This is a genomic window from Pseudomonas sp. NFACC24-1, assembly GCF_900115235.1.
Taxonomy (GTDB): Bacteria; Pseudomonadota; Gammaproteobacteria; order Pseudomonadales; family Pseudomonadaceae; genus Aquipseudomonas; species Aquipseudomonas fluorescens_AA.
In genome coordinates this window covers 102925-118638 of sequence record NZ_FOVS01000021.1, presented here as the reverse complement: position 1 = coordinate 118638, position 15714 = coordinate 102925, and the positions used below count along the sequence as shown (strand labels likewise).

The 15714-nt window shown below is 60.3% G+C and carries 19 protein-coding genes; 13 read left to right on the top strand and 6 right to left on the bottom strand.

All coding sequences use genetic code 11. The features are described 5' to 3' along the window. Together BM317_RS19725 and BM317_RS19720 are read left to right on the top strand one after the other, a co-directional pair. On the top strand, positions 1–317 hold a 317-nt coding region (locus BM317_RS19725), incomplete at its 5' end, for a group II intron maturase-specific domain-containing protein (RefSeq protein ID WP_305883213.1). Between the two features lie 295 nt (positions 318–612). Beyond that, entirely contained in the window at positions 613–1395 is a 783-nt protein-coding gene (locus BM317_RS19720) for an ATP-grasp domain-containing protein (protein ID WP_092166113.1), read from the top strand. Positions 1396–1502: 107 nt separating this feature from the next. Here BM317_RS19720 and BM317_RS19715 read toward each other — a convergent pair whose 3' ends face one another. From BM317_RS19715 to BM317_RS19700, 4 genes are all read right to left on the bottom strand, one after another. Then, entirely contained in the window at positions 1503–2414 is a 912-nt protein-coding gene (locus BM317_RS19715; protein WP_092475783.1) for an SDR family oxidoreductase, read from the bottom strand. A 348-nt stretch (positions 2415–2762) separates the two neighbouring features. After that, positions 2763–3665 carry an alpha/beta fold hydrolase gene (locus BM317_RS19710; protein WP_092166111.1) on the bottom strand — a complete coding sequence of 301 codons (903 nt, stop codon included), beginning with the start codon at positions 3663–3665 and terminating at the stop codon, positions 2763–2765. Next, on the bottom strand, positions 3665–4447 hold the full coding sequence (locus BM317_RS19705) for a class II aldolase/adducin family protein (RefSeq protein ID WP_092166110.1): 783 nt from the start codon (positions 4445–4447) through the stop codon (positions 3665–3667). Before BM317_RS19705 ends, BM317_RS19710 begins: the two co-directional genes overlap by 1 nt. Before the next feature lie 141 nt (positions 4448–4588). After that, entirely contained in the window at positions 4589–5044 is a 456-nt protein-coding gene (locus tag BM317_RS19700) for a flavodoxin (RefSeq protein ID WP_060740696.1), read from the bottom strand. A gap of 155 nt (positions 5045–5199) precedes the next feature. Between BM317_RS19700 and BM317_RS19695 the strand changes: the two genes are divergently transcribed. Together BM317_RS19695 and BM317_RS19690 are read left to right on the top strand one after the other, a co-directional pair. Further along, positions 5200–5673, top strand: coding sequence for a PAS domain-containing protein (locus BM317_RS19695; RefSeq protein ID WP_092166109.1), 474 nt, complete (start codon positions 5200–5202; stop codon positions 5671–5673). 54 nt (positions 5674–5727) lie between these two features. Then, positions 5728–6333, top strand: a complete 606-nt coding sequence (locus BM317_RS19690; protein ID WP_060740694.1) for a hypothetical protein — start codon at positions 5728–5730, stop codon at positions 6331–6333. Here the strand turns inward: BM317_RS19690 and BM317_RS19685 are convergent. After that, positions 6330–7286 (bottom strand): MerR family transcriptional regulator, encoded by a 957-nt coding sequence (locus BM317_RS19685; protein WP_092166108.1) that lies wholly within the window; start codon positions 7284–7286, stop codon positions 6330–6332. The genes BM317_RS19690 and BM317_RS19685 overlap by 4 nt on opposite strands. Positions 7287–7505: 219 nt before the next feature. Here BM317_RS19685 and BM317_RS19680 point away from each other — a divergent pair, with 219 nt between their 5' ends. The 7 genes from BM317_RS19680 (at position 7506) to BM317_RS19650 (ending at position 12229) form a co-directional block, all read left to right on the top strand. After that, complete coding sequence (locus BM317_RS19680) at positions 7506–8066, top strand: antibiotic biosynthesis monooxygenase (RefSeq protein WP_092166107.1); 561 nt, start codon at positions 7506–7508, stop codon at positions 8064–8066. A 209-nt stretch (positions 8067–8275) separates the two neighbouring features. After that, positions 8276–8986 (top strand): dihydromonapterin reductase, encoded by a 711-nt coding sequence (folM, locus tag BM317_RS19675; RefSeq protein ID WP_092475780.1) that lies wholly within the window; start codon positions 8276–8278, stop codon positions 8984–8986. A gap of 20 nt (positions 8987–9006) precedes the next feature. Beyond that, positions 9007–9567, top strand: a complete 561-nt coding sequence (folE, locus tag BM317_RS19670; protein WP_060740690.1) for a GTP cyclohydrolase I FolE — start codon at positions 9007–9009, stop codon at positions 9565–9567. Continuing rightward, on the top strand, positions 9568–9948 hold the full coding sequence (gene folX, locus BM317_RS19665) for a dihydroneopterin triphosphate 2'-epimerase (protein ID WP_025211888.1): 381 nt from the start codon (positions 9568–9570) through the stop codon (positions 9946–9948). It begins immediately after the preceding gene. Positions 9949–10047: 99 nt separating this feature from the next. After that, on the top strand, positions 10048–10344 hold the full coding sequence (locus tag BM317_RS19660; RefSeq protein ID WP_003205454.1) for a DUF1244 domain-containing protein: 297 nt from the start codon (positions 10048–10050) through the stop codon (positions 10342–10344). Next, complete coding sequence (locus BM317_RS19655) at positions 10337–10675, top strand: HopJ type III effector protein (RefSeq protein ID WP_092475777.1); 339 nt, start codon at positions 10337–10339, stop codon at positions 10673–10675. Before BM317_RS19660 ends, BM317_RS19655 begins: the two co-directional genes overlap by 8 nt. A 303-nt stretch (positions 10676–10978) precedes the next feature. Beyond that, positions 10979–12229 (top strand): 2-aminoadipate transaminase, encoded by a 1251-nt coding sequence (locus BM317_RS19650; RefSeq protein WP_092475774.1) that lies wholly within the window; start codon positions 10979–10981, stop codon positions 12227–12229. A gap of 181 nt (positions 12230–12410) precedes the next feature. On the opposite strand, the gene trxB is transcribed toward BM317_RS19650, so the two are convergent. Further along, entirely contained in the window at positions 12411–13373 is a 963-nt protein-coding gene (trxB, locus tag BM317_RS19645) for a thioredoxin-disulfide reductase (protein WP_003205459.1), read from the bottom strand. Between the two features lie 311 nt (positions 13374–13684). On the opposite strand from trxB, the gene cysZ reads away from it, so the two are divergent. Further along, the gene (cysZ, locus tag BM317_RS19640) at positions 13685–14440 is read left to right on the top strand and encodes a sulfate transporter CysZ (protein WP_053125122.1); all 756 of its coding nucleotides are present in this window, start codon (positions 13685–13687) and stop codon (positions 14438–14440) included. Between the two features lie 39 nt (positions 14441–14479). Continuing rightward, the gene (locus tag BM317_RS19635; RefSeq protein ID WP_092166093.1) at positions 14480–15679 is read left to right on the top strand and encodes a glycosyltransferase family 4 protein; all 1200 of its coding nucleotides are present in this window, start codon (positions 14480–14482) and stop codon (positions 15677–15679) included. The last annotated feature ends 35 nt before the right edge of the window (positions 15680–15714 follow it).

The window sequence follows — 15714 nt, the reverse complement described above, 5'->3', positions numbered from 1 at the left end:
GCAGCTTGCAACAAGTTGTCGACCGATTAAGGCCCTACATGCTTGGCTGGAAGGGATATTTCGGCTTGTCGCAAACTCCCAGAATCTGGCGAGAGTTAGATGAATGGATACGACACCGACTACGAGCAATCCAGCTCAAGCAATGGCGGCGTAGTTCAACGATCTATCGAGAGCTACGCAGGTTGGGTGCAAGTGAGGCTACTGCTCGCAAAGTGGCGGGAAGCTCTCGCTGCTGGTGGCGCAATAGCGCTCTTGAACTCAACCGAGTGCTCGATATAGCGTGGTTCGACAGAACGGGTTTACCGCGTCTCTCCTGACCTCAATCTCTCGAACCGCCCGGTGCGGACCCGCATGCCGGGTGGTGTGGCAGGGGAACGGCCTATGAAGGCCGTCTCCTATGCCGATGTGCGGTGATTTCCGAGTTAAAACTTCTTGTTTCCTACGTTGTTGTAGGAAAGGTTAATCTGCACGGCTTATGTGATCGAAATTGTAGTCCTTTGCCTCGCCTTGGATGCTGAGGGATAGATGATCAGAAACGGCTGAAAACAAGCGCTCATGAAGTACCAACCCCAGCAGCATTTGCTCCGCCACTTTCTATAGGTAAAAAGCAATATGCATCTCCTTTACCCTAGCGACCCATTTGATAAAAAACGTCCTGATGAGCAGTACGCTGAAGAGTACGAAGCGGTAATGACTGCGGGACTGAGGACTGTGCTGTTCTCTTTTGAAGATTTCGAAGCAGGCCTTTTCAAGACTTCTGCGCCCCTCACACCCGGAAAATCGATTTTGTACCGTGGGTGGATGCTGACACCCGATGCTTATGCCGCTTTGGTTAACCAACTGCGTGAAAAAGGCGTCACTGAAGTAACCAACGCCACACAATACCAACACTGTCATCACTTGCCACAGTGGTATCCGTTGTTGGCTGCCTGTACGAGCGAAACGGTGGTGCTGGACAGCGATGCAAACTTCGCTCAGGCACTCGAAGGCCTGCAATGGCCAGGCTATTTCATCAAGGACTATGTAAAGTCACTTAACACTGGTGGTGGCAGCCTGGTGGACAGTCCCGAAGACATAGCGCCGCTTGTTGAAGAGATGCGCCAATATCGGGGACAGATTGAAGGCGGTATCTGCGTCAGACGACGAGAGGAATACCTTGAAGAAACCGAGCGTCGTTATTTTGTACTCCACGGGCGGGCCTACGGCGTCACCGATGAGATTCCTGAGTTGGTGACCGAGTGCGCACGGTTGATCGACAGTCCTTTTTTTTCGGTCGACGTAGTACTCCGGTCAGACGGTGTTCTGCGGGTGGTCGAGCTCGGCGATGGGCAGGTATCAGACCGCAAGGAATGGCCCGCCGCGCGCTTTGCCTGGATGTTGAGCCGTACGGAATAGGTCTTTGCCCTATCGAGACCACCGCGAACCTGGCGGCCCGGGTGAACAAAGAATTGTCCATGAGCACGCTTGCCGCGCCTGGCGGCAAGCGGCACGAGCGGTGAGAGTTAGATAGCGTGGCGTTGCAGATTCGCCATCATTTCCTTCAACGCTTCAAGGTTGTCGTTCGGGTGTACCGCATGCTCGAAGTCGCAGATCTGCTGCCAATGGGCGGCGACGTCTTCGGGCGAAAAGCCTTTGCGCGGGTCGAAGCCCGCACCCAGGCTGCGCTCCCAGCGCACCTTGCCCATCCAGCCGCCGCCCACCTCGAACAAGCCGGAGGTTTCCTGGCAGGCCTCACTGGCCAAGTACACCACCAGCGGGCTGACGAGTTCGGGCTTGAGTTGTTCGAACACCTGCGGCGGGATCAGGCCTTCGGTCATGCGGGTGCCGCCAGTAGGAGCGATGGCATTGACCAGGATGTTGTTCTTGCGGCCTTCGATGGCCAGGGTTCGCGTCAGGCCATAAAGGCCGAGCTTGGCCATGCCGTAGTTGGATTGGCCGAAGTTGCCGTAGATGCCCGAGGTGGACGCGGTGAAGATCACCCGCCCGTAGTTTTGCTCACGCAGGTGCGGCCATGCGGCCCGGGTCACCTTGTAGGCACCCTCGACGTGGACGCGGTAGACCAGGTCCCAATCGGCGTCGTCCATTTTGTGGAATGTCTTGTCCCGCAGGATCCCGGCATTGTTGACCACCACGTCGACGCGACCGAACGCATCGAGCGCGTTTTGCACCAGCTTGTCGCCATCGGTGACCGAGTCGTGGTTGGCCTCGGCAATGCCGCCCGCCTCGCGGATTTCGGCGACCACCCGATCCGCTGCCGAGGCATTGGCCCCTTCCCCTTGCGCCGAGCCGCCAAGATCGTTGACCAGCACTTTCGCGCCTTGCCTGGCGAACAGCAACGCATGGGCGCGCCCCAGGCCACCGCCGGCTCCCGTGACGATCACGACTTTATCTTCGAAGCGCACAGACTCACTCATGGCAGAACTCCAGCAGGCGGATAGGACAATGACCACGAGTGTCCGGCACCTGTCGGCCGGTCACAATCAACACGATTGGCAGTGAATGGTGGCCGATAAGGTGGGGGGATGATGCAGGCCCAAGCCACGGCGGAGCATTCGACTTTCCTGTTGGCAGGAGGACCGCTATCGCGAGCAAGCTCGCTCCCACAGGGATTTGCAGTGGAACGCAATCTTGTAAACGCCCGAAAACTGTGGGAGCGGGCTTGCTCGCGAAAGCGGTCTTCCAGTCAGAATGGATGTTGGCTGTGCTGGCGCCTTCGCGAGCAAGCCCGCTCCCACACAGGTTCGCTTCTCAATGCCAAGTCGTCAGGTACAGGCCATTTGTCTGTGCGGCGCGGCGATGGCTTCGCGAAACGCCAGGTAATGCTTGAGCACCTGCACCGATGCCTCGGTGTGCGGGTAATGACCGATGTCAGGCAGCAACACCGTGTCCGGGTTCGGGATCAGGGCCTCGTAGCGCGCCACCATGTGTTCACCGGAAATCGGATCGACGGCGCCGTCGATCACCCGCAACGGCACTTCGCCGCGCTGCATCGCCAGCACCCAGCGATCCCGCTGCACACGGCGCTCGGGAATATAGCCGATGAGTTTGTGCATGATCCGCGGACCGTGATGAGCCTCCACCAGGCTCCAGAAGTCATCCAGCTCGCTTTCGGTAGGGCCGGTCCTGGGGCCGAAAATCTGCCGAAAGTTGCAGGCCAGGCTTTCCCGGGAGAACATCCGCCCCAGCAGCCAGCCCAGGGGGCTCAACAAGAGTTTCTGGGCCCATACCGGGCGGTGGGTTTCGGGGAACAGGCCGCCATTGAGAAAGACACAACTCTCAAGATGGATGCGTGCTTCGTAATGCCGAGCGAGCAGTTCCTGGGCCACGCTGTCACCGTAATCGTGGGCCAGCACATGCACCGCCCCCTTCACATTCAGGTGCGCCAGCAAGGCCTGCTGCAGATCGGCTTGCTCCAGCAGGCTGTAGACATGATCCATCGGTTTGGCGGAATCGCCGAAACCGAGCATGTCGCACGCGATCACCCGGTAGCGTTGCGCCAAGGGTTGCCACAAGTAATGCCAATCCCAACTGGCGGTGGGAAAACCATGGATCAACAGCAGCGGCTCGCCCTGGCCCGCCACCCAATAACGGATGGCGTGGCCACGGAACAGGAAAGTCTGGCTGCGCTGGCGCCAGATACGCAGGGGAATCTGGGCCAGGGCCATCAGCTTCTGTACCCGGTGTCTTGTTGATCGAGCTTGCGCAGCAACGCCGGCCAGGCCAACGCGCCGCCCATGCCTTGGGCGCTTTTGGTCACTCCGGCGATCATCGCCCGGGCGCCGGCCAGAATCTGCGGTTCGATGGCAATCAATTCAGCCCCGCCGTTCTGGGCCAGGACCTGGATGTCACAGGCTCGTTGAAAGGTGAACATCATCAAGAAGGTATCGGCGATGGTCCCGCCGCATGTCAGCAGGCCATGGTTGTGCAGCATCAGGAAATTGCTTTCGCCCAGGTCGGCCTGCAGGCGTGCCTTTTCTTCGTGATTCAAGGCCACCCCTTCGTAAGCGTGATAGGCCAGGCTCGACAGCACGAACAGTGCTTGCTGGCTGATCGGCAACACGCCTTGCTTCTGCGCCGATACCGCCACTCCGGCGGCGGTGTGGGTGTGCAGCACACAAGCCACATCATGGCGCACCTCATGCACCGCGCTGTGGATGGTGTAGCCGGCCGGATTGATCTCGTAGGGGCTGTCCATCAACTTGTTGCCGCCCTGGTCAACCTTGACCAGGCTCGAAGCGGTGACTTCATGGAACATCAACCCGAACGGGTTGATCAAAAAGTCCTCGGTGCCGGGAACCTTCGTAGAAATATGGGTGAAGATCAGGTCATCCCAACCATGCAGCGCGACAAGCCGATAACAGGCGGCAAGGTCTACCCGGGTTTGCCATTCGGCCGCACTGACCTGTTCCTTGATACTGAGTGTCGTTTGGACGGGCGCTACGCTCACGGCTCTGACCTCTGGTTTCTTGTTATAGGAGTCTTGTCATCAAAACGTCGTACGCAAGAAAACTCAGTCTAGTCAGGTCTTTCGGAGGTGGTAGTTGCATTGGCAGCCAGCTTACTGGCCAAACGAGTCACCGCCTGCGCTTCAAGACCGCAACGTGTCGATCAACTCGGCCAGCCACGGCTCGGCGTCAGTTTCCGGCGTGACGCTTTCGCTGGCATCCAGACGCAGCATCGGCAGCAGCTCGCGAACGCCCAGTTCGGCGAACAATTCGCACATCTGCTCGCCGCCGGCGCAGAAGGTATCCCCATAGCTGGCGTCGCCCAGGCCAATCACTGCGCCAGGCAAGCCGCGAAAGAACCCTGGCAATTGGTCGCGGATGGTCGAATACAACGGCATCAGACTGTCTGGCAGCTCGCCCATGCCGGTCGTAGACGTCACCGCCAGCAAGGCTTCTGGCGCGAATGCCTGGACATCCGCCAGGGTCGCACGAGGATCGTGCCAGGCGTCGAAGCCCGCATCGCGCAGCAGTTTGGCGGCGTGCCGGGCGACTTCTTCGGCGGTGCCATACACTGAGCCGGAAAGAATGGCGACTTTCATCAATCTGATCCTGATCCTGAAAAAAGAGCCGGGATAGTAACAGTTGCACCCACAAGGCTGCGAATGGCTCTCAACGGCAGTAATGGCCAGTGGACAGCCTTTCGATTTCTTTTAAAATGCTGACTCAACAGGGATGTTCAAAAGGGATCTTTCAAATGATCAACGCTCAACTGATGCAATTGGTCATCAATGCTTCCAACGACGGGATTGTCATCGCTGAAAAAGAAGGCGAAGACAATATCCTGATCTATGTGAACCCGGCCTTCGAACGCTTGACCGGCTATCACCGCGACGAAATCCTTTACCAGGATTGCCGGTTCCTGCAGTCGGGTGATCGGGACCAACCATCCCTGGAGTCGATTCGCAAGGCCTTGCGAGAGGGCGGTGCCTGTCGAGAGGTGCTGCGCAACTACCGCAAGGACGGCACGCCGTTCTGGAATGATCTGTCATTGTCCACGGTAAAAAACCAGGCTGACGGGTATACCTATTTCGTCGGTGTGCAAAAAGACGTCACGACCCAGGTCAAGGCTCAACAACGCGTCGCCCAGCTGGAAAAGGAACTGGCCGAAGCCCGGGAAACGATTGCCCGGCTTGAGGCGACGAACGGTGCAAACAAAACCCCGAATTAACGGTCAGTCACTACAATCACCAGTGAAAATGTAAATTATCCTTTCGAGCCGACCATGCAGCGCGATGCCCTTCTGACGCAGGATGAACTGGATTTCATCCGGACCATGCAACACAACCCGCAGTTGAACGAGCGGGATGTCACGTCGAGCTTGCTGGTCAACGGTGGGTCGCAGATCCGTGATTTGTTGACGCGCCTGGCGGCGAATGAGCAGGTCACGCTGCAAGCCAATTTCGAAAACCAGCAAATGACGTTTCCGTTGCATCTGGTGGAAGACGAATTCCATGCCATGCACCTGCGCCTGGGGGTGCCCAGCATCTACGAAGACGGACCGAAGATACGCCCGTGGCGCCTGACGCTCGACGAGCCGGTGGCGCTGGAAAATATCAAGGGCCAGCCGGGACCGCTCTGGGTCCACGAAGTGTCCTGCAAAGGTGTATTGCTGGAAAACCGCAGCCGGACCAAGCCACCGAAGCAGTTTGCCTTGTGGTTCAGCCCCTCAGGCTACGAAAGAATTTCGTTGCGTGGTGCCTTCGAACGTGAAACCGATCGAGGTTTGCTGGCCTATCACCTGAACCAGAATGACCAGGACGAGACTGAGCGCCTGCGCCAGTACATCCTGCAGCAACATCGCCTGACCCATCCCTCCATGCATCTCTAGGTGTCGAGGTTGCCTGCCAGAAATTGACGCAGGCGCTGGCGCATCACTGTTCCTTCGTTACCCAGGCAACCGATCGACGAGCCAGCCAGGCTTTCCTGCGCCAGGTCGGATGCTTCACCGGCCAGCATCAACGGACAATCCAGGCTCATCGCCAATTTGCCCAAGCGCTTGGACAAATCCGGGACCGGCGCATGATTGGAAACCAGCACCAAGGCCAGCGGCTGGATCTTCTGGCACACCAAGGTCAGTTCGTTGAATGGCAGGCCGATCGACAGCGCCCTGACGCCCACGTCCGCGCTGGACAGGAACAGCGCCGCGACCAGCAACTCCAGCTCACGGCACTGGCCGGCCAGGGCACAGACCAGGACCCGCGGCGAATGACCTTCGCGCTTGAACAACAGCCGTTGGATGATGCGCGAACGCAGGAACCCGTCGAAAAACACCCATTCACTGATTTGCCCGAACTCTGGCTGGCGATATAGCATTTGTCGCCAAAGCGGCATCAGGATGTCCTGGAATACGACCGGCACGGTGTAGGTGGAAAAGACCTGGCCGTAGACGCGATCCAGCTCCACATCGTCAAAGTTGCCAACCGCGTCCGCTACCTGTTGCTGCCACCGGGCGTGATCAGCCTTGACCAGGTCGGATGAAAGCAGCGTGGAGACCGGTTGCACCGCCTCGGTCTTGGCCAGGATCTTGCCTACTTTACTGACTGCCACGCCGCGCTCGATCCATGCCAGGATGCTGCGAACCTTTTCGATATCGCTCAACGAGTACAGGCGATGCCCGCTTTCGGTGCGAGTCGGCTGGATCAAACCGTAGCGCCGCTCCCATGCGCGTAGGGTCACGGGGTTCACGCCGGTCATGCGGGCGACTTCGCGAATGGGAAACAGATCTTCCCTTTTCAAGGCTGATGCCTGGAAAACAAAGCTATCCTCTGTGATTACGCTCATTTTGGCAGACAATTCCGGCTGGCAATTGGATCCTATCTTCCTCCTCCAAGACACGTCATGACAAGGGCAAACGTATTCAGGTGTACGGTTTTGTTGTTTTACGCACAATCGGGAATAATCCTTGCCTGTTTTTTGACGACCAGACGCAACCACCACCCCGGGGGCGTCCCCCGCAAACCTCCTATCCGGAGCGCTGCGCCTGTCTTACGGAGATACATAATGTCGACCTCACCCGTCACGTTGATGGTGGCCCGCCGCGTCGCCAATGGACGCTATCAGGATCTGATAGCTTGGTTGCGCGAAGGCGAACAATTGGCCACCGATTTCCCGGGTTACCTGGGGTCCGGCGTGCTCGCGCCACCGCCCCAGGACGATGAATTCCAGATCATTTTCCGTTTTGCCGACGAGCAGACACTGCACGCCTGGGAACACTCCGCCTCGCGCACGGCCTGGCTGGGACGGGGCAGCGATCTGTTTGCCCATCCCTCCGAACATCGGGTGCGTGGCATCGAAGGCTGGTTCGGCGCGGTCGGCCAGCGTCCGCCACGCTGGAAACAGGCCGTGGCCATCTGGCTGGCGTTTTTCCCCGTGTCGCTGTTGTTCAATTTCCTGTTGGGACCACTGCTGGGCGAACTGGGCCTGTTGAGCCGCGTGCTCATCAGCACCGTCATCCTGACACCGTTGATGGTCTACCTGTTTATCCCGATGTCGACCCATCTGCTGGCGAACTGGCTCAACGGCGCGCCGCAGCAAGCGTTGCCGGCTACGCGCAATCATTGATGCCACCGGCCTCGACAGTCCTCCTGTGGGAGCGAGCTTGCTCGCGATAGCGGTGTGACAGTCGATGAGGATATTGAAGGTCAGTCCATCATCGCGAACAAGCTCGCTCCCACAGTGGGCAACTGGTCGCGACCGGATTGATCTTTGTACATAGGACGCGCCCCGTGTCGCTGTTATAGTTTTGCTCTTGCCGTGAACCGAGCCGTCCCATGTCCAGCGTCACCGCTCCGATCCTGATCACTGGTGCAGCCCAGCGCGTCGGCCTGCATTGCGCCCGGCGCTTGCTGGAGGACGGGCACCCGGTGATCGCGACCTATCGCACCGAACGCCCCGGCGTGCAAACGTTGCGGGACCTGGGGGCAGTGGTGCTGTTCGCCGACTTCTCCAGCGAAACGGGGATCCTGGCCTTTATCGAGCAACTCAAGCAACACACCGACCGGCTGCGGGCCATCGTGCACAACGCCTCGGCCTGGCTGGCCGAAGGCCCGGGCAGCGAAGCGGCGGCCTTCAACGCCATGTTCGGCGTGCACATGCTTGCGCCTTACCTGATCAACCTGCATTGCGCCGAGTTGCTGCTGCGTTCAACGCCGGCGGATATCGTGCACATCAGCGATGACGTGACCCGCAAGGGCAGCGCCCGACATATCGCCTATTGCGCAACCAAGGCCGGCCTGGAAAGCCTGACCCTGTCGTTCGCGGCCAAGTTCGCCCCGGCGATCAAGGTCAACGGCATCGCCCCGGCCCTGCTACTGTTCAACCCCGAAGACGACGCGGCTTACCGCGCCAAGGCCCTGGCCAAGTCCGCACTGGGTATAGAACCCGGCAGCGAAGTGATCTACCAGAGCCTGCGTTATCTGCTGGACAACCCTTATGTCACCGGCACGACCCTGACCGTCAACGGCGGGCGGCACGTCAAATAGCCTTGTTTCGAGGATGCACCATGACGCTATCCCTGCCCCAGAACTACCGCGAGATCCTCATCGGCCTGGGGGAAAACCCCGAGCGCGAAGGTTTGCTCGACACTCCGGTGCGTGCCGCCAAGGCCATGCAGTACCTTTGCCACGGCTATGAACAAAGCGTCGAGCAGATCGTCAACGGCGCGCTGTTCGCCTCTGACAACGATGAAATGGTGATCGTCGCCGACATCGAACTCTATTCCCTGTGCGAACATCACCTCTTGCCCTTCATCGGCAAGGCCCATGTGGCTTATATTCCTACCGGCAAGGTCCTGGGGCTGTCGAAGGTCGCCCGGTTGGTCGACATGTTCGCCCGCCGCCTGCAGATCCAGGAGAACCTGACCCGGCAAATCGCCGACGCGGTGCAGCAGGTCACCCAGGCCGCTGGCGTGGCGGTGGTGATCGAGGCCCAGCACATGTGCATGATGATGCGCGGTGTCGAAAAACAGAACTCGACCATGAACACCTCGGTGATGCTCGGCGCCTTTCGCGATTCCAGCACCACGCGCCAGGAGTTCCTGCAATTGATTCGACGGAGCAAGTAAATGCCACAACTTCAGCCAGCCATGGCACGCATCAAGGTCAAGGACCTGCGCCTGCGCACCTTCATCGGCATCAACGAGGATGAAATCCTCAACAAGCAGGATGTGTTGATCAACCTGACCATCCTCTATGCCGCGCAAGAGGCGGTGCGCGACAACGACATCGATCACGCGCTGAATTACCGCACCATCACCAAGGCGATCATTGCCCACGTGGAAGGCAACCGCTTCGCCCTGCTCGAACGCCTGACCCAGGAATTGCTCGACCTGGTCATGGCCAACGAGTCGGTGCTGTACGCCGAAGTCGAAGTCGACAAGCCCCACGCCTTGCGATTCGCCGAATCAGTGTCGATCACACTCGCAGCAAGCCGGGCTACTTCGTAGCAGCTGCAAGCCTCAGGCTGTAAGCTTCAAGCCTGACCACCGCAAATCCACTCTTGCAGCTTGAAGCTTGCCCCTTGAAGCTGCCTCGCAGAGACCTCCATGAACGACCAACAACGCCTCGAACTCGAAGCCGCCGCTTTCCGTCGGCTGGTTGCCCACCTGGACAGCCGCAAGGATGTGCAGAACATCGATCTGATGAACCTCGCCGGCTTCTGCCGCAACTGCCTGTCCAAGTGGTACAAGGCCGCCGCCGATGAGCGCCAGGTCGAGGTCAGCCTCGACGACGCCCGCGAAGTGGTCTACGGCATGCCGTACGCCGAATGGAAAGCCCAATACCAGAAAGAAGCCAGCGCCGAACAACAGGCGGCGTTCGCCAAAGGAAAACCCGATGCCTGATCTCAATACCCTGCGCACCAGCCTCCAGAGCGGCGAACATGTCTTCGCCGACACCCTGGCCTTTATCACTGCCGGCTACGACTACCAACCCCAAGCCTTCAACAACGGTGGCGTGCAAAACGCCGCCGGGCAGAACGAAGGCTCGTGCAAGACCCTGGGCCTGGCCCTGCTCGAAGGCTTGAGCGATGAAGAAGCGCTGCTGGCTTTCGGCGAACATTACCGTTCGGTACTGGCCACACCCGAAGGCAGTGATCATGGCAATATCCGCGCGCTGATGGTTCATGGCCTGGCAGGTGTGAAGTTCGACGAGCAGCCGCTGCAACGGCGCTGATCGATCCTGCCTGTGTGGTGAGGCCCGCTTTTGTGGCGAGGGGATTTATCCCCGCTGGGCTGCGCAGCAGCCCTGAGACCTGCCGCCTCGGTGTGTCAGACTGATTGGGTAACTGCTTTGGGGCTGCTGCGCAGCCCGACGGGGATAAATCCCCTCGCCACAAGGGCCGCGCTCATCCTGGCTGACCAATACTTTCCAACATCCCGACTTTTAAGATTGACCCGGCAACTTTATTTCGTTTGCCGGCCCCCTCTGCTCGCGGCTTAGATAACGGAAATTTCTCCTTCGTCCGGGCCGTCATCCATGAGCAACGAAACCATCAGCCAATCGATCTCCATCGTGCATCCCGTCCGCCTCAGCCACGGCAGGAACGCCGAGGTCTGGGACACCGATGGCAAACGCTACATCGACTTTGTCGGAGGCATTGGTGTGCTGAACCTCGGCCATTGTCATCCGCGCATTGTCGAGGCGATCCGAGAACAGGCTACGCGGCTGACTCACTACGCATTCAACGCCGCCCCTCACGCCCCCTACATTGAATTGATGGAACGCCTGGCTGCGTTTGTCCCGGTGGATTACCCGGTCAGCGGCATGCTCACCAACAGCGGCGCCGAGGCGGCGGAGAACGCCTTGAAGATCGTGCGGGGCGCCACGGGCCGTACCGCCGTGATCGCATTTGACGGTGCCTTTCATGGCCGCACCCTGGCGACCCTCAACCTCAACGGCAAGGTCGCGCCTTACAAACAGAAAGTCGGCGTCCTGCCCGGGCCGGTGTATCACCTGCCGTACCCCAGCCGGGATAACGGCGTCACCTGTGAAGAAGCCTTGAAGGCCATGGAGCGGCTGTTCAGCGTCGAGATCGATGTGAATGACGTGGCCTGTTTCATTGTCGAACCGGTGCAGGGCGAAGCCGGCTTCCTGGCGATGGACGTGCCTTTCGCCCAGGCCCTGCGGCAGTTCTGCGATGACAAGGGCATTGTGCTGATCATCGATGAGATCCAGTCGGGCTTCGGCCGCACCGGCCAGCGCTTTGCCTTCTCCCGATTGGGCATCGAACCAGACCTGATCCTGTTGGGCAAAAGCATTGCCGGCGGCGTGCCCCTCGGTGCGGTGGTGGGACGCAAGGCGCTGCTGGACAACCTGCCCAAGGGTGGCCTGGGCGGCACCTACTCGGGTAACCCCATCGCCTGCGCCGCCGCACTGGCGACCCTGGACGAAATGACCGACGCCAACCTGCACGCCTGGGGCGTGCAACAGGAAGAGGCGATCGCCAGCCGCTACGAATCCTGGCGCAGCCGCGGGCTAAGCCCTTACCTGGGCCGCCTGACCGGCGTCGGCGCCATGCGCGGCATCGAGCTGAGCCAGGCCGACGGCACCCCGGCTTCGGCGCAATTGACGCAACTGCTGGCCCTGGCACGGGAATCGGGCCTGCTGCTGATGCCCAGTGGCAAGTCGCGACACATCGTGCGGCTGCTGGCGCCGTTGACGACCGAGCCGGCAGTGCTGGAAGAGGGGCTGGATATTCTGGAGGCATGCCTGGCGAAGCTGTCCTGAAATGCAGTGCTTCTGAGGACACAAAAACCCTGTGGGAGCGGGCTTGCTCGCGAATGCGGTATGTCAGTCAACACTGTGCCGGCTGATCCACCGCATTCGCGAGCAAGCCCGCTCCCACAGGGTTTGCATGGAACCTAAGTAGAAAAAAACCGGCCGAAGCCGGTTTTTTATGCCCAATGGATCAGAACGAAGCGTTCTGCAGGCCATCCAGGTAACGCTCGGTATCCAGGGCTGCCATGCAACCGGCACCGGCCGAGGTGATCGCCTGGCGGTAGACGTGGTCGGCCACGTCGCCGGCCGCGAAGATACCTTCGACGCTGGTGGCGGTGGCGTTGCCGTCGCGGCCGCCCTTGACCACCAGGTAGCCGTCCTTGAGCTCCAACTGGCCTTCGAACAGCGAGGTGTTCGGCGTGTGGCCGATGGCGATGAAGACGCCGTCGACCTTGATCTCGTCAAAGCTGCCGTCGTTGTTCTTCAGGCGGGCACCGGTCACGCCCATGTTGTCGCCCAGCACTTCGTCCAGGGTCGCGTTGAGCTTGAGGATGATCTTGCCTTCGGCGACGCGGGCGTTGAGCTTGTCGATCAGGATCTTCTCGGCGCGGAAGGTTTCGCGACGGTGGATCAGGGTGACCGTGCTGGCGATGTTGGCCAGGTACAGCGCTTCCTCGACCGCGGTGTTGCCGCCACCGACCACCGCCACTGGCTTGTTGCGGTAGAAGAAACCGTCACAGGTGGCGCAAGCCGACACACCTTTGCCCATGAAGGCCTCTTCCGACGGCAGGCCCAGGTAACGCGCGCTGGCACCGGTGGCGATGATCAGGGCATCGCAGGTGTAGGTCGCGCTGTCGCCGGTCAGGGTGTACGGCTTGGCGGCGAAGTCCACGGCATTGATGTGGTCGAAAACGATCTCGGTCTCGAAGCGCTCGGCGTGTTCCTTCATGCGCTCCATCAAGGCCGGGCCGGTCAGGCCATGGACATCGCCCGGCCAGTTGTCGACTTCGGTGGTGGTGGTCAATTGACCGCCGGCCTGCATGCCGGTGATCAGCAACGGCTTGAGGTTGGCACGGGCCGCATAGACCGCAGCGCTGTAACCGGCAGGGCCGGAACCAAGGATAATCACTCGCGAATGACGCACTTCAGACATGACCTGCTCCTGTTGACCGGACCTCGCGGACCGGAACGCCGGGTGAGCGGCGTGAATAAAAAAGGACCGTTGACGCACTTGGGGAAGGCTTGGGTTCGACAGTCCTGGGAAAGAATGGGTGCAGCGTATCGAGGGAGCGAAGATTAAGGAAATACGGTTTAACAATCCAGCTCATAGGTGAGCTCTATCCGCAGCGGCCCCTTCAATAGGCGCATTCGCTGCCATAAAGGTTGTTACGCGCCATGTCGCCGCTTTCCCGCGCTGGGTAAAGCCGGTAAGGTCGGCGCGTTCACCTTCGCTCGGAGTCACCTATGCCCGCCCCCGTCCTGTCCGGCCCGCAATATTTGCGAGAAGGCCTCAAGCTGGTCCTGAGCCCGGGCCTGCGCCTGTTCGTACTCTTGCCCCTGGCGATCAACCTGGTGCTGTTCGTCGGATTGATCTACCTGGCCGGCCATCAGTTCAGCCTGTGGGTCGATACGCTGATGCCGTCGCTGCCAGAGTGGCTGAGTTTCCTCAGCTATGTGCTCTGGCCACTGTTCGTGGTGCTCGTCGTGCTGATGGTGTTCTTTACCTTCACCATGCTCGCCAACATCATCGCCGCGCCGTTCAATGGCTTTCTCGCGGAAAAAGTCGAAGTGGTCATCCGTGGCACCGACGACTTCCCGGCCTTCAGCTGGGCCGAATTGATTGCCATGATCCCCCGGACCCTCGGTCGGGAAGCGCGCAAACTCGGCTATTTCCTGCCCCGCGCCCTGGGGTTGTTCGTGCTGTCGTTCATCCCCGTGGTCAATCTGGTGGCGGCACCGCTGTGGCTGCTGTTCGGCGTATGGATGATGGCGATCCAGTACATCGACTACCCGGCGGACAACCACAAGCTGGGCTGGAACGAAATGCTCGCCTGGCTGCGGGAAAAACGCTGGCAGAGCCTGGGTTTTGGCGGCAGCGTGTACCTGGTGCTGCTGATCCCGGTGGTGAACATCCTGATGATGCCAGCGGCAGTGGCCGGGGCGACCTTGTTCTGGGTGCGCGAGCAAGGCGCCGAGACCGCCCTGGCCCGTCAGGGCTGAGCCGTCACAAATCCATCATCCTGGCGTCACAATGACGAAATGGCCCCGGTCGACACTGGGGTCATGACCACACCCCTGCACATTACCCTGATCACCGAAACCTTCCCGCCGGAAATCAATGGCGTGGCCAATACCTTGGGTCGCCTGTACGACGGCTTGCGCGCTCGCGGGCATCAGGTCGAGTTGATACGGCCTCGCCAGGCCGACGACTTACGCCAAGCCGGTGACGAGCAGTTGCTGCTGTGCCGGGGCTGGCCGCTGCCGGGCTATCCGGGCTTGCAGTGGGGCCAGGCGTCGATGCACAAGCTGCTCAGGCGCTGGAAACGTCATCGTCCGGACGTGCTCTACATCGCCACGGAAGGGCCGCTGGGTTTGTCGGCGCTGCGGGCTGCACGGCGCCTGGGCATCTCGGTGGTCAGTGGTTTCCACACCAATTTCCAGCAATACACCCAACAGTACGGCCTCGGGCTGTTAAGTCGCGTGCTCACCCATTACCTGCGCTGGTTTCACAACCGCTCCAGCCTGACCCTGGTGCCCAGTCTCAGCCAGCGCCTGGAACTGGAACGACGGCATTTCGAGCGCGTGGCGTTGTTGTCCCGTGGCGTGGACAGCCAACTGTTCCATCCGGTCAAGCGCTCGCCAAGCCTGCGCGAAGCGTGGGGCCTGGGCGACGACGACATCGCCGTACTCCATGTCGGACGCCTGGCACCGGAAAAAAACCTGGGGCTGCTCAAGCGCAGTTTCGAGACGCTGTGCAGCGCTTTTGCGGGGCGACGGATGAAGCTGGTGATAGTCGGCGACGGCCCGCAACGATCCGAGCTGGAGCAGGCATTGCCCGAGGCGATCTTTTGCGGCTCGCAACGCGGCGAGGCGCTGGCCAGCCACTATGCGTCCGGGGATGTGTTTGTCTTTCCGAGCCTGACCGAAACCTTCGGCAACGTGGTGTTGGAGGCGCTGGCGTCCGGGCTGGGTGTGGTGGCCTACGATCAGGCCGCGGCTGCGCAACACATTCGCCACGGCTATAACGGCGTGCTGGCGATGCCGGGGGATGAAGAGGCGTTCTGCGATGCCGCCCGTTGGCTGCTGGAGGAGCGCGAGACCTTGCGTTGCGTGCGGCTCAATGCGCGCCAGCATGCCAGTCGCCAGGGTTGGGCGGCGGTGATCGAGCAATTTGAAGCGCAACTGCGAGGGGTTTGCGTGGGTGAGCAGGTGATGCCTGTTGCGCCGACTGTGCGCTGAGTCTTCGGCGATATTGAGATCGCCATCGCGAGCAA